This window comes from Microbacterium sp. 05N427, assembly GCF_056397105.1.
In genome coordinates, this window is the sequence record NZ_JBFTMT010000007.1 from 225,624 (window position 1) to 245,085 (window position 19,462).

The window sequence follows — 19,462 nt, forward strand, 5'->3', positions numbered from 1 at the left end:
CGAGACGGATCCGGGCTGCAGGCGCTGCGGGCGACGAAGGGGCCCGGACCGCCGTCAGCGGCGATCCGGGCCCCTCCTGTCGATCCGGTTCAGATCACTGCACGGCCTTGAGCGCGTTCACGATGCCGTGACCGTAGTAGCTGTTCAGCTCGGGAGTGCCCACGCACGCGGCGCCCTCGTCGTACTGCGGAGCCGAGCACGCGGTCGGCGTCGCGTCGGCCTCGAGCTTCTGCACCATCTGCGCGGGCGTCAGGTCGGGGTGTGCGGACTTCATCAGCGCGAGCACGCCGGCGACGTGCGGGGACGCCATCGAGGTGCCGCTCTTGAGGCCGTACTTCCCGCCGGGGATCGTGGAGAGGATCCGGGATCCGGGTGCCGCCACGTCGATCTCGCCGAGACCGCGGTTGGAGAAGTAGGACAGCTGACCGGTCTGCGTGAGCGAGGAGACCGTCACGACGCCGGGGACCTGGGCGGGGATGTCCTTGCAGCCCTGGTTGATCGTGCGCGGGGTCGGCTGCGCGGCGTCGTCCGGGCTGCCCTCATCGCGCGTGTTGACCGTCAGGTCGAGACCGGAGTTGCCGGCCGCTGCAGCGCTCACCACGCCCTTGGAGTTGGACCAGTTCACGGCGCGGGCCACGGCCTCGCGGACCGCCGCCTGGTCGGGCTGGTCGTCGCACCAGAACTCGAACGGGTCGATGTAGTAGCTGTTGTTGGTCACGTCCATCCCGCGCTGCGCGGCCCACATGAAGCCGCAGACCGCGTACTCGGGGTAGATGAACCCGTCGTCGTTGACGACCTTCACCGACGCCAGGCGCACGTTGGGGGCGACGCCGACGATGCCCGCATCGTTGCGGGCCGCCGCGATCGTGCCGGCGACGTGCGTGCCGTGGTCGGAGGTGGTCGGGTACCAGCCGCCCGCGGCCTGGTCGGGCCGTCCGCCGGTGGTGCAGTTGACGGAGTCCGCCACGTCGATGTTGGCCTGCAGGTCGGGGTGCGTCGGGTCGATCCCGGAGTCCAGCACGCCGACGAGCACGTTACGGCTGCCGTCGGTGACCTGGTGCGCCTGATCCGCCTGGATCATCGTCATGTCCCACTGCTGAGCTTCGAGCGAGTCGGAAGCGGCCGCGGGCACCGGCTCGGTGGGCTCGTCACCGTTGACGGGCTTGTTCTTGCCGTGGTTCCAGCCGGAGGCGCCGGGTCCCCACGGCGCCTGCGGGCCGGTGACCTTGTCCTTGACCTCGACGGTGCGGGTCGCGCCGACCGACGCGACGACGTTGCGGCCCTTGGCCTTCACGGTGTCGCGGAAGGCCGCCCGGTCGGACTGCGCGATGACGACGCCGATCTCGGGCCAGCTCTGCACGACGACGCCGCCGGCCTCGGTCACGGCCTTCTCCGCCTTGCGTGTCTGGCCGGGGTTCGCCTGGCCGATGTTGACCACGTAGCTCATCACGGTGCCGTCCGGCGGGGTGATCGGGACGGGGGTCGAGGGCTCGTTCATCGCCGCGGTGGCGCTGACGGAGCCCGCCAGGACCAGTCCCAGCGCCGCGACGGTGCAGGCGATGGTGCGGAACGAGCGATGGGGGGTTGGCATCCTCATCAGTGAGGGTCCTCTCGTGGGGGTGGGTGCCGACGGGGTCGGCGCGGGCGGATGGCCCTGCTTCGTTTCTAGTGGGCTCTCCCAGCCATTTCAATGCTTGCTGATAGCTGAATATCAGGGTAAGAGCGGCGAGTGGCGCAGGGCGCAGGGCGCACGTCGTGTGGCGCAGGAGGCATAGCCCCGCCGGGCTACCGTGGAGGGATGACCGAAGCAGCCTCCGTCCGCCGATCCGCTCTGTCCTGGCCGTGGGCGCTGGGGATCGACGCCGTGCTGGTGATCGTCTTCGCCGCGATCGGGCGGGCCAGCCACGAGCACACGCTCGACGCCCTGGGCGTGCTGGAGACGGCATGGCCGTTCCTGGTCGGCCTGGCGGCGGGCTGGCTGGTCCTGCGGGCATGGCGGGTGCCCGCCGCCCCGCTGCGCACCGGCGCAGGGCTCGTCGTGATCACCGTCGTGCTCGGGATGATCCTGCGCGTCGTGACCGGCGGCACGACCGCGGTGGCGTTCATCATCGTCGCCACGATCACCCTGCTCGTGTTCCTGGTCGGATGGCGCGGGATCGCAGCGCTCATCGCCCGAGCGCGCGCTCGCCGCTGAGTCGATCGGCACGCTTCGCGGCTGCGAGAAACCAGATCCAGCATGAGACCTACCCGCAGAAGGTGGGTCTCATGCTCGATCTGGTTTCTCGGATCGGCACGCAGGCTCCGCTAGGGCGTCACGGGCTCCAGCTGGCTGATCAGGGCGCGGTGATCGCTGCCGCCCGTCCCGGCCGGGAGGACGGCGGATCCCGTCGCCCGCCAGTGCACGCTCGCCATGACGTGGTCGATGGGGGCGCCGAGGAGCACTGGCACCGATGTCGGCCAGGTGCCGACGCCGCCGGAGCCGGAGCGTGATGCCACGTCGCGGCAGGCGCCGAGATCCCCGCCATCCGTGCCGAGTCCGCCCATGTGGTCCAGGGTCGCGTTGAAGTCGCCGGCGAGGATCACGTTCTTCCCGGCCGGGCACTGGTCGGCGACCCAGCGCAGGTCCTGCGTCCAGTCCGCCATCTCCTCCTGGCGCGGGGCGACCGTGTGCACCGCGACGACGGTGGGCCCGTCGCCTGTGACCGGCATCACGACGGCGCTCGGCACCGAGGACGTGTTGCTGGATCCGTCCGCGGAGGAGGGGATGACGGAATAGTCGCCCAGGGCGGGCGAGATCAGCACCGTGGTCTGCCACGAATCCGGTCCCTTGGTGACCTCGGGGCGGTACTGCACGTGATGCACCCACATCGGGTGCCCGGCCTCGCGCAGTGTGAGCGCGATCTCCTCGCCCACGGCCTCTGTCGTCTCCGGCAGCGCCACGATGTCGGCCTTCTGGGTGACGATCGTGGTCGCGATCTCACCCGCGGAGACCGCCTCGCCCGCCGTGTTCCAGGCGAGCACGCGCACGCTGGTCGCGGTCTTCTCCGGAAGCGCGTCGGCGGTGTCGACGCCGCGCAGCGCGAGGATGGCCGCCGAAGCGCCGCCGCCGAGCAGCGCCACGAGCGCGATCGACGCCGCGAAGCCGCGCAGCGGGCGGGCGATCAGGAGCAGCAGCGCCAGCACCAGGATCGCGCCGAACGCGAGCACGAGCACCGCGCGCGAAGCCACGATCTGCGTGATCGGGAACGTCTGCTCGAGGTGGAAGAACTGCGGCCAGGTCACGATCGCCGTGGCGATCGCGAAGAGGACGGTGAGGAGGATCCCGATCAGTCGAAACATCGCCTCCGAGCCTAGGCGAGCGGATCTGTGAGGCTTCTGGTGTCCAGCCCGGGATCCGCACAGGACGGGCGCGGCGGCACGGTACGGCCCGCGGGCGCGCGGGATCGCTACGCTCGGAGGATGACCGATGCCGATCCGACGTCACGCCCCGCCCTCTTCGACGGGCCGATCGATCTGCATCTGCATTCGAACCGCTCCGATGGCACGGAGGCCCCCGCGACCCTCGTCGAGCGCGCTGCGCAGGAGGGCCTGCGCACGATCGCGCTCACCGACCACGACACGACGGTCGGATGGGTCGATGCGGCGGCCGCTGCCACCGCGCACGGCATGACGTTCATCCCCGGCATGGAGCTGTCCGCCAAAGACGGCTGGCGGAGCGTGCACGTCCTGGCCTACCTGTTCGACCCGATGGATCCGGATCTCGCCGCTGAGACCGCCCGGATCCGCGAGGACCGCATCGGCAGGGCCGAGCGGATCGTGCGCGGCATCGCGCGCGACTATCCGCTGCGGTGGGAGGACGTGCTGGAGCAGACGGATCCCGGTGCGACCGTGGGTCGGCCGCACATCGCGGACGCGCTCGTCGCGCGGGGGATCGTGCGCGACCGCGGAGAGGCGTTCGACGGGATCCTGCACCCGCGCCAGGGCTATTACGAGGCCCACTACGCGCCGGATCCGCTCACGGCGATCGAACTCGTCGTCGGGGCCGGGGGAGTGCCGGTGATCGCGCACCCCGCTGGCCGCGAGCGTATGACGGATGCAACGCTGCGTCGCCTCATCGACGCGGGCCTGGCAGGGCTCGAGATCGATCACCGCGAGAACACGGCCGAAGGGCGCGCCTGGCTGCGCGGCATCGCGGCCGAGAACGATCTCATCGTGACCGGATCCAGCGACTACCACGGTGCGGGCAAGCCGAACGTCCCGGGGGAGAACACCACGGATCCGGCGATGCTGCAGCGCATCATCGACAGCGGTTTCGGCGCGGCCCCGGTGTACCCGGTCGCGCGCCACTGACGCGTCGAGGCGTGCCGGCGCGGCGCCCGCGCCCGCGCCCCACCTTCTGCTCCCGTCGCAGAAAGTGCCGCTCTGAACGGATCAGAGCGCGGGGGWGGTCAGGCCCCGGGCTGCGGGGCGCTGCCGGCGGCGGCACCGCCGGAGGGGCGACGACGACGGCGGCGGCGGCGCTGCGCGGCCGGCTTGCCGTCGTGGTGCTCCGCACCCTGGCCGTCGTGGGTTCCGGATCCCTCGGCGGCGCGATCGGCGTCACCGGATCCGGAGGTCTTGGGGGCGGGAGCCTCCGCGCCCTCGGCGAAGGTCGATCCGACCTCGTCCTCCGCACGGCGGCGGCGCTGGCGACGACGCGTGGTGCCGTCGCTCGTGCCCTCGGCGGCCGCGTCGGCGGCACGCTGCGGCTCGCGCTGCTTGCGGGCAGGCTTCTCGGACACCGGCGCGGTGACGAGGCGGCCCTTGGTGCCGGCGGGGATGTTCAGGTCTTCGAAGAGGTGCGGGCTCGACGAGTAGGTCTCGATGGGGTCGGGCTGTCCGAACTCGAGCGCGCGGTTGATCAGGGCCCACTTATGCAGGTCCTCCCAGTCCACGAACGTGACCGCGATCCCGGTCTTGCCCGCACGGCCGGTGCGGCCCGCGCGGTGCAGGTACGTCTTGTCCTCGTCCGGGATCGTGTGGTTGATCACGTGGGTGACGTCGTCGACGTCGATGCCGCGGGCGGCGACATCGGTCGCGACGAGCACGTCCCTCTTGCCGGCCTTGAACGCGGCCATCGAACGCTCGCGCTGATCCTGGCCCATGTCGCCGTGCACGCCGCCGATGTTGAAGCCGCGGTCACTCAGCTCGTCGACGAGCCGCTGCGCCGCGCGCTTGGTGCGCGTGAAGATCACCGTCTTGCCCCGCCCCTCGGCCTGGAGGATGCGGGCGATGACCTCGTCCTTGTCGAGCGAGTGCGCCCGGTAGACGAGGTGCTTGATGTTCGCCTGCGTGAGCCCCTCGTCGGGGTCATTCGCGCGGATGTGGATCGGGTTCGTCATGAACCGGCGCGCCAGCGCCACGATCGGTCCGGGCATGGTCGCGGAGAAGAGCTGCGTGTGACGCACCGCCGGGACCTTGGAGAAGATCTTCTCGATGTCGGCGAGGAACCCGAGGTCGAGCATCTTGTCGGCCTCGTCGAGCACGACCTCGGTCGCGTGCGAGAGGTCGAGCAGGCGCTGGTTCGCGAGGTCGATGAGACGGCCGGGGGTGCCGACGACGATCTGCGCCCCTGCCTTGAGCTGATCGATCTGGCCCTCATAGGCCTTGCCGCCGTAGATCGCGACCACGCTCGTCGAGCGGTTGCTGGTCAGCAGATCCATGTCCTCGTACACCTGCACCGCGAGCTCACGGGTGGGCACGACGATGAGTGCCTTGACACCGTGCTCGGGGTCGAGCCCCAGGCGCTGCACCACAGGGACGCCGAAGCCGAAGGTCTTGCCGGTGCCGGTCTTGGCTTGGCCGATGATGTCCTGGCCGGGGAGGCCGAGCGGGATGGTCTGCTCCTGGATCGGGAAGGCGTCGATGATGCCCTTGGCCGCGATGGCGTCCACGATGTCCTGATCGATGCCGAGATCGGCGAAAGAAGTCACAGTCTTTGATTGCCTGTCCGGCGGGCCTTGCGATCGCGGGCGCCGCCTCGTTGTTGGGGTCCACGCCGAATCCGTATGCACAGGCGCGGGGCTCCGATCCGTCGCCGGAGCGGGATCCAGCCTACCGGAGCGGGCTGTCCTCCCCGGGATCGGATCACGCGGGGTGCGCGCCGCCTCCGATGCGGGCGAGCGGCTCGACTAGGCTGGGCGCGTGGTGAGGTGGTTCTGGCAGCGCGACAAGGCACCGCGACGCACCCTGGTGCTCCGCTCCCGGGGCGACGCGGGCGACGCGACCCGCGTCGACTTCGCCGAGCTGGCRCCCGAGCTGAACACGTTCCTCGGGCAGGCCGCGTATCTGCAGCTGGGCTACTTCGAGACGCTCACCCGCCTCATCCGTGCGACGGACGATCTCGGCGAGAAGGAGATCCTCTCCCGTGCTGCCGGTGCCGCGCTCGCCAAGCACCACGCGATCGTGGCGATCATCGCCGCGCACGGTGACAGGCCGACCGAGGTGATGCTGCCGTTCCGGGAGCAGCTGGACGCGTTCCGCCGCAAGACCCTCGGGCCGCGCATCGCGGAGACCATGCTCGCGGTGTACCTGACCGCCGGCATGCTCGACGACTTCTACATCGCGCTCGCATCCAGCTATGGCGAGATCGGAGCGGAGGTCGCCAGGATCCTCTCCGAGGCGGACGACCGGCACGAGATCATCGGGATCGTGCAGGCCACGATCGCGAGCGACGAGCAGTGGCGCTCGCTGCTGTCGATGTGGGGACGCCGGCTCGTCGGCGACACGATCCTGGTCGCCAGGGCGGCGCTGCGTCCGCACCTCCCCGGCGCCGAGAACGACCGGCTCGAGCCGGTGTTCACCGAGCTGATGGGCGCGCACGCCCGCCGCATGGACGCGATGGGTCTCGCTTCCTGACGACGGGCGCGCAACACCCGGCCGTGGTGGTCAGGGCATACTGCCGCGCGGTCGTGCAGCAGCTCTCAGCGGTCACCAAGGCCCTTGACCGCGCCGGCTTCCTCGTGATCTCGACGGCGCTGCGCGAGTGCCTCGCGGATCCCGACGCCGAGGGCTCGCCGAACCCTGAGGAGCTGGAGAAGCTGTTCCTCTTGCTCGCCTGATCCAGCCGTCCCAGGGGCGGGCGCCGCGATGCTCAGCCGGCGTCGAGAGGCATTCGCTCGAGCCGACGGGTCAATCGCCAGGCGATCGCGACGGGGATCACGCCGAGGATCCCGAACGACATGTCGATGAGCTGCCAGCCGAGCGGGATCCCGCGGATCGAACCCGCGATGAGAGCGAGCGGAACGATCCCCGCGCAGGCGATCACGCCGAATTGGATCACCCAGATGTTGCGCACCGGGTCGATCAGCGGTCCGATGAACACCACGGCGATGACGAGGTGAGCGAACGCCAGCCAGTCCGTGCCGTAGGCGACGAACGGATACCGCGCGCCCGTGTCGGCGAGCGCTCCGGCCACGCGATCCACCCAGCCGACCGCATCAGGAAAGACTGAGGGCAGAGGCGTGCCGGCGAGCACCTGCGCCGCGAGATGAAGCTCCTCTCGGAGCGGGAAGGCAGTGACGCCGCTGACGACCAGTCCGAGGATCAGGATGCCCAGACAGACGCGGATCCAACGCAGCGTGCGCGCGCGTCCACCGGCGGTCGAGGCGGCCACCCTCGGACTCAGATACCGAGTTCGGCCCGGCGCACGGCGTCGCCGTGGCGGCGAACACGGGTGAGGATCACGCCGACGGCCGCGGAGACCACGACCGCGCCGCCCAGAGCGAGCAGCCACAGCCACACGCTCGACTCCTTCAGTCCGCCCCACTGGCCGAGTGCATAGGCCGCGGCGGCGACGGCAGTGGCGACCGCCGGGACGAGGGCCACTCCGCGCAGATCCCGGTCAGGGATCAGGTAGTGCACCACGACGCCCAGCGCGCCGGCCGCGATCAGCGCGAGCAAGATATACATGCGGCTCGGCCTCGCGCGTCAGGCCACGAAGCCGACGCGGCGGGATTCCTCGGTCCCGAGCTCGACGTAGCCGAGGTTCGCAGTCGGCACGATGTAGGAGTTGCCCTTGGTGTCGCTCAGCGACACGTGGCTCGCGCCCTGGTCGAGGGCGCCGGCGATCTGCGCGCGCACCTCGTCGGCGGAGGCCGAGGTCTCGAAGCTGAGCTCACGGCCGGTGTTGATGATGCCGATGCGGATCTCCACAGGAATGCTCCTTGAAAGGTTGAGGTCTCGTCACTCTATCGTGGGGGCCGCAGGCCGGGACCGTGTGCGCGGCGGTGTTCGCCCAGGGCGATTGCAGGGCCGGATCCGGGTTCGGCGGGGAGCGTCGGCGGCGGGGCGTCTGCCACCCCCGTCACTTCCGGAGGACGATTGCAACTTCTGAGGACGGATCGGGGCCGATTCTCCTGCAGACGTGCATTTCTCCTGCAGAACCAGTCTCCGAGCCGGCACGCGGATCCGCCGGTAGGCATGGCGGACCACCCGGCGCGGAGGGGGATGTCGGTCGCGGCAGATAGCGTGGGAGCATGCCCGCACCGCCCGCCCCCACCGCCGCGCAGGCGGCGGTGATCGACGCCCCCTCGGGTGCCGTCGGCACGGTGATCGGCGCGCCGGGCACCGGCAAGACGCACGCGCTGGTCGAACGCGTCGCCGCGCTCATCGAGGGCGGCTTCGCCCCGGAGCAGGTGCTCGCGCTGACGCCGAATCGGCAGGCCGCGACCGCGCTGCGCGACCGGATCGGCGTGCGCGTGCGCGTGGCGACGCCCGGCCCGCTCGCCCGATCGCTGGGCTCGTTCGCCTTCCAGCTCGTGCGCGGCACGATGGTGCACGCCGGGCAGGAGCCGCCGGCGCTGCTGACCGGCGCGGATCAGGACCGCATCATCTCGGATCTGCTCGCCGGCGAGGCGGAGGACGAGGGCGAGGGGATCCGCAGCCGCTGGCCGGAGAACCTCGGCGCCGCGGTCCGCTCGTCGCGGGCGTTCCGTTCCGAGCTGCGCGCGTTCCTCGCGGAGTGCACCGAACTCGGCGTCACCCCTGCCGAGCTGGAGCGGTCGGAGCGCCCGGCCTGGCGCGCGGTCGGATCCTTCGCCCTGTCCTATCGGAGCGTGCTCGACCGCGCCCGTGCCGCACACAGGGATGCCGCGGATCTGCTCGCGGAGGCCGCAGCGATCCTGCGCACGGCGGAACCGGAGAAGCTGGGGCCGCTCGGCCGGCTGCGTGCGGTGCTCATCGACGACGCGCAGGAGCTGACCGCGGGCGGGGTGGCCCTCGTCGCGGCCCTCCGCACCCGCGGGATCGCCGTTCTCGCCTTCGGCGATCCGGACATCTCCTCCGGGGCGTTCCGTGGCGCGGGCCCCGAGTTGTTCGCGAGTCTCGTGGCCATGCTCGGCGACGTGCACGTGCTCGACGAGGCGCACCGGCAGGATCCGCCGCTCACCGCGCTCACCCGCACCGTGGTGCAGACGATCGGAGCCTCAGGACGGATCGAGCACCGCCGTGCCCCGGGCGCCGCGGCGGCCGATGCCCCCGGGGACGCGGTGCAGGCGTTCATCGCGCCCTCCCCGCACGAGGAGCACGACCTCATCGCGCGCACGCTGCGGGAGTGGCACCTGCTCCACGGCATCGGCTGGGAGCGCATCGCGGTGATCGCGCACGACACCCGCCAGGTCGCGGCGCTCGAGGCCGAGCTCGCCGCCCGCGAGGTGCCCACCCGCGCGGCGGGCGTGCAGCGCCCGCTCGGCAGTGAGACCGTCGTCCGCGACATCGTCGGGATCGTACGGTTGGCGCTCACCGATCCGGTCCAGCGGGATCCGCAGCTGCTCGCGGAGGCGCTGCGCACGCCGTTCGGCGGACTGGACGGCGTCGGACTGCGACGGCTGCGTGCGCGACTGCGGCACCTCGAGCTCGAGGCCGGCGGATCCACCCCGGCACGGCTGCTGCTGCGGGACGGCATCGCGGAACCCGCCAGGTTCGCCCGGCTGGACACCGCCGAAGCGCGCATCGCGGATCGGTTCGGCACCGTGCTGCATGAGGTGCGCGAAGCCCGGCAGCGCGGGGAGACGATCCACGAGCTGCTCTGGCGGGTGTGGGACTCTTCGCGCGCCGCCGACGGGCGGCGCCTCGCGCTCTCGTGGCAGGAGACGGCGAACTCGCCCTCCGGCGCCGAGACCTCGCGTGCTCTGGACGCCCTGGTCGCCCTGTTCGACGCGGCCAAGCGCTCGGTCGAGCGCGCGCCGGAGAAGGGCCCTGAGGCGTTCATCCACGACATCCTCGACAGTGAGGTGCCGGAGGACTCCCTGTCCGCTCCGGAGCGTCCGGCCACGGTCACCCTGATGACGCCCGCGACCGCGTTGGGCACGGAGTTCGACGCCGTCGTGATCGCCGGCGTGCAGGACGGGGTGTGGCCGAACGTGCGGCTGCGCGGAGGACTGCTGGAGACCTGGCGGCTCGGCGAGGCGGTCGCCGCGGCCCGCTCGGGCGAACCCGAGCACGAGCACTCCACGCTCGACCGGCGCCGGGCCGCGCTGCACGACGAGCTGAGACTCTTCGTGCGGGCTCTGTCCCGCGCCCGCCACAGGCTGCTGGTCACGGCGGTCGACGACGACGACCAGAGCCCGAGCGCGTTCTTCGGGTTCCTGCCGGATCCGCTGCCGCCGCAGGAACGGCATGCGCATCCGCTGACGCTGCGCGGCCTGGTGGCGAAGCACCGCAGGGTGCTGACGACCTCGACGGATCCGCTCGCGCGACCGGAGGCGGCGGGACAGCTGCGTCTGCTGGCCGAGGCCGACGTCCCCGGTGCGGATCCGGACGAATGGTTCGGCGTGCGTCCTCCGTCCGACGAGCGCCCGCTGCGCGACCTCGAGACCGGATCCGTGCCGGTCTCGCCCTCGCGGCTCGAGGCGTTCGAGGAGTGCGGGGTGAACTGGGTCGTGTCCGCGCTCGGCGGCGACACGGTCGCGCCGCCATCGGCCGGGATCGGCACGATCGTGCACGCGGCGATGGAGCACGTGCCGGACGGCGACCTGGAGGCCATGCGCCGCATCCTCGAGGAGCGCTGGGGCGAGCTCGACTTCGAGACGCCGTGGATCGATGCCAAGGAGCGCCGTAGGGCCGACCTCTACCTGCAGCGTCTGCACGACTATCTGGTCGAGGTGCGCCGCGAGGGCGGACGGGTGGTCTCCTCCGAGGGCGGATTCCGGTTCGCCGTCGACCTCGCCGCCGAGCCCGTCGCGCACCCCGTCGATGCGGAGAACCCCGCTCGGCAGGCGGTCGTGAGCGGTTATATCGACCGTGTGGAGGCGTATCCGGCGGGTGGCGGGGAGCACGAGGCCGCCCGCGGGCGCACCTGGAACACGATGGCGGACGGCGCCGAGGGCGAGCGCGTGGTGGTGGTGGATCTGAAAACGGGCAAGTACGAGCCGGGGACGGAGGCGCTCGTGGCCGAGCACGCCCAGTTGGCCGCGTATCAGCTCGCGGTCGAACAGGGGCAGGTCGAGGACGCGGACCCCGCCGCGCTCGCCGGAGCACGCCTCGTGCTCGTCGCGCAGACCATCGGGCAGAGCCCCTACCGCGTCGCGCACCAGCACCGGCTGGGCGACGCGGCACGTGCCGCCTTCCTGGAACGCGTGGCAGAGGCCGGGCGCGGCATGGCCGCGTCGAGCTTCACGGCCCAGGTCGAGGCGCACTGCGCCGATACCCAGGTGCGGATCAGCCCGTGCCGCATCCACACGATCCCGGCGGTGAGCGCATGAACGGCGCAGGGGAGCAGGCCATCATGGACGCCTCCGTGGTCGCCGACGGCGGGACCGGCGCCTGGGAAGGCGGCCACGGCATCGCCGCGACCGACATCTCCGCGGCCCTCGGGCTGCCCACGCCGACCCTGGCGCAGCAGCGCGTGATCGAGGCGCCTCCCACCCCGGCGCTCGTCGTCGCCGGCGCCGGCAGCGGCAAGACCGAGACCATGTCGGGCCGCGTGGTCTGGCTCGTCGCGAACGGCTACGTCCAGCGCGACGAGATCCTCGGTCTCACCTTCACCCGCAAGGCCGCCGGCGAGCTCGCCGAGCGGATCGCGCTGCGCCTCGATCTCATCGACGAGTACGGCCGCCGCGGCCTGCTGCCGCATCTTGCGGAGATCGTCCGCACCGGCGCGCTCGAGCGGGTCGCCGCGGCGACCGGTCCTGCACAGCGCGCGGCCGTGCGGCGCGAGGTGCTGGACGATCTCGCCGTGCGGTTCGACACCGGGTGGGATCCGGCGGCGCCCCGGGACGCTTCGGACCTCATCATCCGGCCGCGCGTATCGACGTACAACGCGTTCGCGGACGGCATCGTGCGCGAGCACGCGGCGCACATCGGCCGCGATCCCGACTCGGCGATGCTCAGCCAGTCGGCGTCGTGGCTCATCGCCCGCGCCGTCGTGCTGCGCGCGGACCTTCCAGGGCTCGACGAGGTGGACCGATCGCTGAACGGCGTAATCGATGCCGTCCAGCGTCTCGCGGGCGACGTGCTCGATCATCGGGTCGACCTGGATGCGATGGTCCGCATCGCGGTCGAGCAGGCCTCCGACTTCGAGCCCTATCGCAGCAATGCCGACGTCGCCAAGGCCGTGGACAACCTCCGCACGATGCCGATCCTCGCCGATCTGGTGCGCGAGTACATCGCCGAGAAGGGACGACGCGGCGTGCTCGACTTCGCCGACCAGGTCGGCGGCGCATTCGACATCGTGCAGGCGTCGCCCGACGTCCGCGCGGAGTTGCGTGCGCAGCACCGGGTCGTGCTTCTGGACGAGTACCAGGACACCTCGGTGATCCAGACCCGGTTCCTCGCTGCACTGTTCCGCGACGGCGCCGTGATGGCGGTGGGGGACCCGCACCAGTCCATCTACGGGTGGCGCGGCGCGAGCGCGGACAATCTGTACGCGTTCGGGCACACCTTCGCCGAGGAGCGGCCCGCGGCGACGTACAGCCTGATGACCAGCTGGCGCAACGACGAGCGGATCCTCGACGTCGCCAACCGCCTGCTGCTCCCGCTACAACGCCCGGGGCTCGACGTGCCGGCTCTCGAGCCGCGGCCCGGATCCGGCGCGGGCCGCGTGCAGGTGCAGTACGGCGAGACCGCGGACGACGAGGCCGCGGCGGTCGCGACGTGGTTCGCCCAGCGTCGCGCCGCGCACGACGAGGCCGAGGCCGGGCGGCCGCACACCGGGGCGATCCTGTTCCGCTCCAAGCGGCATATGCAGACGTTCGCGGGAGCCCTCGCCGCGCAGGGCATCCCGCACCGGATCCTGGGCCTCGGCGGACTGCTCGCGACGCCCGAGGTGGTCGACGTGGTTTCGGCACTGCGGGTGATCCACGATCCGACTGCCGGATCCGCACTGATCCGGCTCCTCGTCGGACCACGCTTCGCGATCGGCGTCGCCGACATGGCGGCGCTCTACGACCTGGCACGCGAGCTCGCCGTGCGGGACGGATCGCTCGCACCGCTGACCGACGAGCTCAAGCAACGCCTGCGCTCCTCGCGCGGAGCCGACGAGGCGGTCTCGATCGTCGACGCCGTCGACTTCGTGCGCTCCGCCCGCGACGAGTACCGGCTGCTGGAACGGATCAGCCCCACCGGGCGCGCGAGGCTGCGGGCGGCGGGGGAGATGCTGGAGCGACTGCGCCGGGCGGCCGGTCAGCCGATCCTCGAGCTCATCCGCGCGATCGAGTCGGAGCTGCGGCTGGACATCGAGCTCGCCGTGAACGAGACGCGAGGACCGGCCAGGGTCGCGGCGACCCAGCTGCGCGCCTTCGGCGACGAGGTGCGCGCGTTCCTCGTCGCTGACGACCGCGGCACGATCTCGAGCCTGCTCGCGTGGCTGGRCAAGGCCGAGATGACGGATGAACTCATGCCCCGCACCGAGCCGCCGGAGCCCGGCGTGGTGCAGCTGCTCACCATCCACGGCTCCAAGGGGCTCGAGTGGGACGCGGTCGCCGTGGTGCGACTCGTCGAGGACGAGCTGCCAGGGCGGATCTCCGACGCGCAGGGCTGGTTCGGCTTCGGCGTGGTGCCGTTCGCATTGCGCGGCGACAGCGATGCGCTGCCGCACTTCGCGTGGGATCCGCAATCCGCCAGGGATGCCGTCGGCGACGATCCCCGCAAGCGCGAGAAGGCGGCGCTCGACTCGCTCGCCGCAGGCGTCACCAAGGCATACCCTCATGGCGGCGCGCTCCGCCGGTTCAAGGACGACTACCGCGACTACCAGCGCGCCGAGGAGCGTCGGCTCGCTTACGTCGCGGTCACCCGGGCGCGCACCGACCTGCTGCTGACCGGCTCGCACTGGTCGGGGCAGAAGAACATGCGCAAGCCCAGCCCCTTCCTGCTCGAGGCGATCGAGGAGCTCGGGCTCGACCCGCTTCCCGGCCCGGAGTCCGAGGACAACCCCTACGAGGGCGCGGCCCGCACGAGCGTGTGGCCGATGGATCCGCTCGGCGGACGCCGGGAGCGGGTCTCAGGTGCGGCGGAGGACGTGCGCCGAGCGATGGCGGATCCGAAGACGCCGGCGCCGAGCGAGGAACTCGAACGGCTGCTCGCCGAGCGGGCGGCACGGCAGCGCGGCACGATCGCCGACGCGCCCACGCGCGTTCCCGCATCCCGCTTCAAGGACTACGTCACCGACTACGGCGGCACGATCCGCACCATCGCCCGGCCCATGCCGGAGCGCCCCTACCGCCAGACCCGGCTCGGCACGCTCTTCCACGCCTGGGTCGAGCATCGCTCCGGATCGGTCGGCGTCGGCACCTCCCTGGACGACGCGCTGTGGGACCTGGACGACGATCTCGCCGCGCCGTCCGAGGGAGACGCGCGTGTCGTCGGCGGCGAGGGGGACGAGATCGCCCGCGCGGATGCCGAGGATCTCGCGCGCCTGCGGGAGATCTTCGAGCGGAGTGAATGGGCGCCCCTCCAGCCGATCGCCGTGGAGACCGAGATCGACTTCGCCCTGCCCGTCGGCGAGGGCGAGCCCGCGCGCATCGTGATCTGCAAGCTCGACGCCGTCTACCGGCGCGAGGACCGGGGCGGGCGGATCGAGATCGTGGACTGGAAGACCGGAAGGCCGCCGGCGACGGCGGCGGAGCGCGAGGAGCGCATGCTGCAGCTCGCGCTGTACCGGCTCGCCTATCACCGCCGGTTCGGCGTGCCACTGGACGAGATCGACGTGGCGCTGTTCTACGTCGCGGACGATCTCGTGCTGCGGGGTGACACCGTCTACTCGGAGGAGGCGTTGGTCCAGCGCTGGAACGCGGCCCGCGCCGCGCGCTGAGCCTCGGCGACATCGGAGTCGGAGCCCGCGATGCCGCCCTCGCTCGGCAGTAGCGTGCCGGGGCGGGCCGAGCGATCGTCGTCCTCATCGGGGAGGCTCCCGTGGGGGCCGCTGCCGGTGAGGGAGAAGGACTCGCGGAGGTTCCCGAGATCCTCGGTGGCGTTCGGATCCAGGTCCTCGATCGCGCCGGTCGCCGTCAGGTCCGCCCGGGCGGCGTCGTCCGGTGCACGATCCTGATCGCCCTGCTCCGATGCCTCATCGTCGGCCTCCTTCTCGGCGCGGGCGGCGCCTCGCGGCCCGAAGGCGGAGGTGTCGTCCATGGAGATTCCGGCGAACGCACTCGCGTCGTAGGTGTCGGTGTGCATCGAGGTATCGATCCCGGTCGCGCCGGTGGCCGGCACACGGTCCAGGGCGGACATCGCCTCGTCCACTCCCGCACCCGCTCCCGCGCGCGGGGCCAGGTCGTCGTGGATGCCGTCGGCGAGGGCGTCCAGCAGCTGTGCGGCATCGTCGACGATGTCGGCGCGGTGCGTGTCGTGTCCATGCAGCAGCCAGCGCGCCAGCTCGAGCTCGGCGAGCAGGCGTGCACGCGTGGAGAGACCCGCGTCGGGTGCGCGCAGCGTGGCCGATGCATACGCGTCCAGCACGTCGGAGCGGGCGTCGGCGGCCATGGTCAGCCAGGCGAGGTCGATGGCGGGGTCGCCGATCGACAGGGCATGCCATCCCACGACGCCGGTGACCCTCGGGCCGCGCTCGTCGTCGTCCGCGAACAGGAACGACTCCGCATGCGCGCCGCCCAGGGTGACCGCGGATTCGAAGCGCCACAGGTCATCGGCATCGACGGCCTCGCGCCACCGGACGGTGAGACGCGCCGAGACACGCCCGGTGGACGCGGCGCGATCGATGAGAACGCGCACGTCGTCGCGCGCCTCGGTCGGTGTCCGCTCGGCGAGGCCGGCATTGCGCACGACGGACACCGGCAGCGCGTGCACGCCGGCGATCGCCTTGCCGATCGCGACGGCGGCGCCGGGGCCGGACGGCACGTCCGCGGCATCGATCTGGAAGCCGGGCAGGAGCGTGGTGACCAGCGCTCGCGTGTCGCCGACGCGTCCGTCGCCGAGGTGCTCAGGGGCGGAGAAGCGCAGCATCGAGCGCGCGCCCGGCGTGAGCGCACGCAGGGCCAGGCTCTCCTTGGCGAGTTCGGAGGCGGTCTCGTCGTCGTTCGACGCTCGGATCGCGACCTCCGTGCCGTCGGCCAGAGTCGCCACGGCGGAGTCGAAACGGCCGTCGCCGTCGGACGAGAGGGCACGGGTGCCGACGACATCGGCTCCGGGCACCGCCGCCGTGACCGCCGCGGCTAGAGTGAAGGGTGAGCGAGCCATGTCACCAGGGTAGGTCGAGCCTCGTCCGCACAGGGCCCGCCACGCCTGTGAGAAGGGGAGTCGAGACTGTGCCGGAGACCGTCCCCGAACCGAACGCCCACGATGCCACCGTCCTCGATGCCGCTGTCCTCGACGGGGTGGTCGCCGAGGGTGCGGTCCTCGACCGGGCGGCGGAATGGCGCGTCGATCCCCGGACGATCGACCGGCTCCGTGCCGACGCTCGCACCGGCGTGCTCGTCGTGCGCGAGCGCCGTGTGCCCCTGGGCGACGGCCTGATCATCCTGCCCGCCGGTGACCCGGTGCTCGCCCGCACCCGTGAGTGGGCCCTCCTGGGACGCCGTCCCGACGGCACCGGTCTGCTCCTCGCGCTGCAGGATCCCGAGGACGACACCGATGCGGACGGATCCTGGGCGCCGCGCTGGAGCGACCTGCGCGAGGCGCTGCCCGTGGTCGAGGCGTCCGATGGGGAGCTGGTCGTCGCCGCGATCGCCCTGGCCGGGTGGCTGCGCGACGCGGGTTTCTGCCCTGCCTGCGGGAACCCGGCCGAGCTGCGGCAGAGCGGCTGGTCCCGGCATTGCGGATCGTGCGGGCGCGAGCACTTCCCGCGCACGGACCCCGCGGTGATCGTGGCCGTGCAGAGCGCCGATGGTGAGCGCCTGCTGCTCGGCGCGAACGCGCAGTGGAAGGGCCGCTTCTACTCCTGCTTCGCGGGATTCGTCGAGGCGGGGGAGTCGCTGGAGACCACGGTGCACCGCGAGCTGATCGAGGAGGCCGGCGTGCGCGTGCGCGACCTGGCGTACCTCTCCTCGCAACCGTGGCCGTTCCCGCGCTCGCTCATGGTCGGCTTCCACGCCACCGCTGTGGACGAGGACGAGGTGCACGGCGACGGCGAGGAGATCATCGACGTGCGCTGGCTCACCCGCGCCGAGATCGGATCCGCTCTCGCCGGCAACGGACCCGTGGGCCTCCCCGGGGAGGCGTCCATCGCGCATCGCCTCATCGTCGACTGGTATCGGCGGTGAGCGCGCTCGACGGCCTCGACGAACGCCAGCGGGAGGCCGCGTCCGTTCTGCGCGGACCGGTGGCGGTGCTGGCCGGGGCCGGCACCGGCAAGACCCGAGTGATCACGCACCGGATCGCGCACGGCGTCGAGACCGGCGCCTATACGCCGTCGCGCGTGATGGCCGTGACGTTCACCGCGAAGGCAGCGGGGGAGCTGCGCGGACGGCTGCGCGCGCTCGGCGTGCAGGGCGTCGCGGCGCGCACGTTCCACGCGGCCGCCCTCTCCCAGCTCGGCTTCTTCTGGCCGCAGCTGGCCGGGTCCCCGGCCCCTGCGATCGTGGACAACAAGGTGCGGCTGCTCGCTCAGGCCGCGGACATGCTGCGCCTGCGACCCGACACGGCGACGCTGCGAGACCTGGCCTCGGCGATCGAGTGGCGCAAGGTCTCCATGATGTCGATCGAGGAGGCGGCAGGGCGAGGGCGATCGATCGGGCGTCTGGACGCGGGGCAGGTGGCAGAGCTCTCCGGCGCCTACGAGACCCTCAAGGACGACCGGCATCAGCTCGACTTCGAGGACGTGCTGCTCGCATGCGCGGGGATGCTCGAGGCGGAACCCAGGGTCGCCGCCGCCGTGCACGAGCAGTACCGGCACTTCACCGTCGACGAGTTCCAGGACGTCTCGCCCTTGCAGCACCGCCTGCTCGAGCTGTGGCTCGGCGAGCGCGGCGACCTGTGCGTGGTCGGCGATGCCTCGCAGACCATCTACTCCTTCGCCGGCGCCGACCAGCACTTCCTGCTCGACTTCGAGCGCCGCCATGCGGATGCGACCGTCGTACGGCTCGAGACCAACTACCGCTCGGCCGCCGGCGTGCTGGGGGTCGCGAACGCGCTCATGAAGGGCCGTCCCGGCGCGCTCGAGCTGGTGCCCGCCGGGGTTCCGGCAGTCGCGGAGCCGCCCGCCGACGCCGCCGTGCCGGATGCGGTCGTGGTGGCGTTCGACGACGACGCGGAGGAGGCCAGAGGCGTCGCCGCGGGGATCGCCGCGCGCATCTCCGCCGGCGTGCCGCCGGAGGAGATCGCGGTGCTCTACCGCGCTCATTCACAGTCGGCGGCCGTGCTGCAGGCGCTCGCCGGGGCCGGGGTCGCCGCCACGGTGCTGGGCGGCAAGCGCTTCTTCGACCTCCCGGAGGTGCGCCAGGCCGTGCAGGCCCTGCGGGCATCCGCCGTCGCCCCGCAGCAGCACTCCTTCCTCGGCGCCGTGCGCGATGTGCTGCGCGGACTCGGCTACACGGACGATCCGCCGGAGGCCGGGGGCGCGCTCCGCGACGCCTGGGAAGCCCGACGCGCCGTGCTGCGTATCGCCGAGGACGCGCCCGCCGGGACCACCATGCGCGCCTTCGCCGACGACCTCTTCGCGCGCGCCAAGGATCAGCACGAGCCCGTGCTGCGGACCGTGACCCTGTCGACGCTGCACGCCGCGAAGGGTCTGGAATGGCCGCACGTCTACCTCATCGGCTGCTCGGAGGGACTGTTGCCGATCTCGTATGCGACGAGCTTCGAGCAGATCGACGAGGAGCGGCGCCTGGCCTACGTCGGCGTCACGCGGGCCGCGACAACGCTGACGATGACGTGGTCCAGAGACGTGCATCGCGCAGGACGGCGTCCCTCGCGCTTCCTTGCGGAGATCGGCAGAGGCAGTCTGAGTGAAATCCGGCCGTCCGCGATGATCGCCGCCCGTCAGGGCTGATCCGGATCATCCGGCCCGATCCGTCCCGCACCGCCTCGCGCCGCG

Annotated in this window: 14 protein-coding genes and 1 pseudogene; 8 read left to right on the top strand and 7 right to left on the bottom strand. The window is 72.0% G+C overall.

What is annotated here, in order from left to right; genetic code table 11:
• Positions 1 to 94 precede the first annotated feature (94 nt).
• Positions 95 to 1,597: a S8 family peptidase gene (locus tag AC1DG4_RS09235; protein WP_477377134.1), complete on the bottom strand. Its 1,503-nt coding sequence runs from the start codon at positions 1,595 to 1,597 to the stop codon at positions 95 to 97.
• Between the two features lie 201 nt (positions 1,598 to 1,798).
• Between AC1DG4_RS09235 and AC1DG4_RS09240 the strand changes: the two genes are divergently transcribed.
• Complete coding sequence (locus AC1DG4_RS09240) at positions 1,799 to 2,194, top strand: DUF3054 domain-containing protein (RefSeq protein ID WP_477377135.1); 396 nt, start codon at positions 1,799 to 1,801, stop codon at positions 2,192 to 2,194.
• A gap of 110 nt (positions 2,195 to 2,304) precedes the next feature.
• Here AC1DG4_RS09240 and AC1DG4_RS09245 read toward each other — a convergent pair whose 3' ends face one another.
• The gene (locus tag AC1DG4_RS09245; protein ID WP_477377137.1) at positions 2,305 to 3,339 is read right to left on the bottom strand and encodes an endonuclease/exonuclease/phosphatase family protein; all 1,035 of its coding nucleotides are present in this window, start codon (positions 3,337 to 3,339) and stop codon (positions 2,305 to 2,307) included.
• A gap of 120 nt (positions 3,340 to 3,459) precedes the next feature.
• On the opposite strand from AC1DG4_RS09245, the gene AC1DG4_RS09250 reads away from it, so the two are divergent.
• The gene (locus AC1DG4_RS09250) at positions 3,460 to 4,350 is read left to right on the top strand and encodes a PHP domain-containing protein (RefSeq protein ID WP_477377139.1); all 891 of its coding nucleotides are present in this window, start codon (positions 3,460 to 3,462) and stop codon (positions 4,348 to 4,350) included.
• Positions 4,351 to 4,448: 98 nt separating this feature from the next.
• On the opposite strand, the gene AC1DG4_RS09255 is transcribed toward AC1DG4_RS09250, so the two are convergent.
• A complete protein-coding gene (locus AC1DG4_RS09255) occupies positions 4,449 to 5,972 on the bottom strand; it encodes a DEAD/DEAH box helicase (protein ID WP_477421191.1) in 1,524 nt (507 codons plus the stop codon).
• A 211-nt stretch (positions 5,973 to 6,183) separates the two neighbouring features.
• Here AC1DG4_RS09255 and AC1DG4_RS09260 point away from each other — a divergent pair, with 211 nt between their 5' ends.
• A complete protein-coding gene (locus AC1DG4_RS09260; RefSeq protein ID WP_477377143.1) occupies positions 6,184 to 6,897 on the top strand; it encodes a ferritin-like fold-containing protein in 714 nt (237 codons plus the stop codon).
• A 35-nt stretch (positions 6,898 to 6,932) separates the two neighbouring features.
• Positions 6,933 to 7,100 (top strand): annotated as a pseudogene (locus AC1DG4_RS09265) (metal-sensitive transcriptional regulator); the annotation flags it as partial.
• A 32-nt stretch (positions 7,101 to 7,132) separates the two neighbouring features.
• Here the strand turns inward: AC1DG4_RS09265 and AC1DG4_RS09270 are convergent.
• Genes AC1DG4_RS09270 through AC1DG4_RS09280 form a run of 3 tightly spaced genes read right to left on the bottom strand, consistent with a single transcriptional unit; the run spans position 7,133 to position 8,193 of the window.
• The gene (locus AC1DG4_RS09270) at positions 7,133 to 7,654 is read right to left on the bottom strand and encodes a hypothetical protein (RefSeq protein WP_477377144.1); all 522 of its coding nucleotides are present in this window, start codon (positions 7,652 to 7,654) and stop codon (positions 7,133 to 7,135) included.
• Between the two features lie 8 nt (positions 7,655 to 7,662).
• Entirely contained in the window at positions 7,663 to 7,950 is a 288-nt protein-coding gene (locus tag AC1DG4_RS09275) for a hypothetical protein (RefSeq protein WP_477377146.1), read from the bottom strand.
• Positions 7,951 to 7,968: 18 nt separating this feature from the next.
• The gene (locus AC1DG4_RS09280; RefSeq protein WP_292723510.1) at positions 7,969 to 8,193 is read right to left on the bottom strand and encodes a DUF3107 domain-containing protein; all 225 of its coding nucleotides are present in this window, start codon (positions 8,191 to 8,193) and stop codon (positions 7,969 to 7,971) included.
• A 323-nt stretch (positions 8,194 to 8,516) separates the two neighbouring features.
• On the opposite strand from AC1DG4_RS09280, the gene AC1DG4_RS09285 reads away from it, so the two are divergent.
• The gene (locus AC1DG4_RS09285; RefSeq protein ID WP_477377148.1) at positions 8,517 to 11,741 is read left to right on the top strand and encodes a PD-(D/E)XK nuclease family protein; all 3,225 of its coding nucleotides are present in this window, start codon (positions 8,517 to 8,519) and stop codon (positions 11,739 to 11,741) included.
• A gap of 23 nt (positions 11,742 to 11,764) precedes the next feature.
• A complete protein-coding gene (locus AC1DG4_RS09290; protein WP_477421205.1) occupies positions 11,765 to 15,286 on the top strand; it encodes an ATP-dependent DNA helicase in 3,522 nt (1,173 codons plus the stop codon).
• On the opposite strand, the gene AC1DG4_RS09295 is transcribed toward AC1DG4_RS09290, so the two are convergent.
• Positions 15,232 to 16,668: a phosphotransferase gene (locus AC1DG4_RS09295; RefSeq protein WP_477377150.1), complete on the bottom strand. Its 1,437-nt coding sequence runs from the start codon at positions 16,666 to 16,668 to the stop codon at positions 15,232 to 15,234. The genes AC1DG4_RS09290 and AC1DG4_RS09295 overlap by 55 nt on opposite strands.
• Before the next feature lie 68 nt (positions 16,669 to 16,736).
• On the opposite strand from AC1DG4_RS09295, the gene nudC reads away from it, so the two are divergent.
• Positions 16,737 to 17,690, top strand: coding sequence for an NAD(+) diphosphatase (gene nudC / locus AC1DG4_RS09300; protein ID WP_477377152.1), 954 nt, complete (start codon positions 16,737 to 16,739; stop codon positions 17,688 to 17,690).
• Positions 17,687 to 19,417 (top strand): ATP-dependent helicase, encoded by a 1,731-nt coding sequence (locus AC1DG4_RS09305; protein ID WP_477377154.1) that lies wholly within the window; start codon positions 17,687 to 17,689, stop codon positions 19,415 to 19,417. Before nudC ends, AC1DG4_RS09305 begins: the two co-directional genes overlap by 4 nt.
• Positions 19,418 to 19,462: the final 45 nt, after the last annotated feature.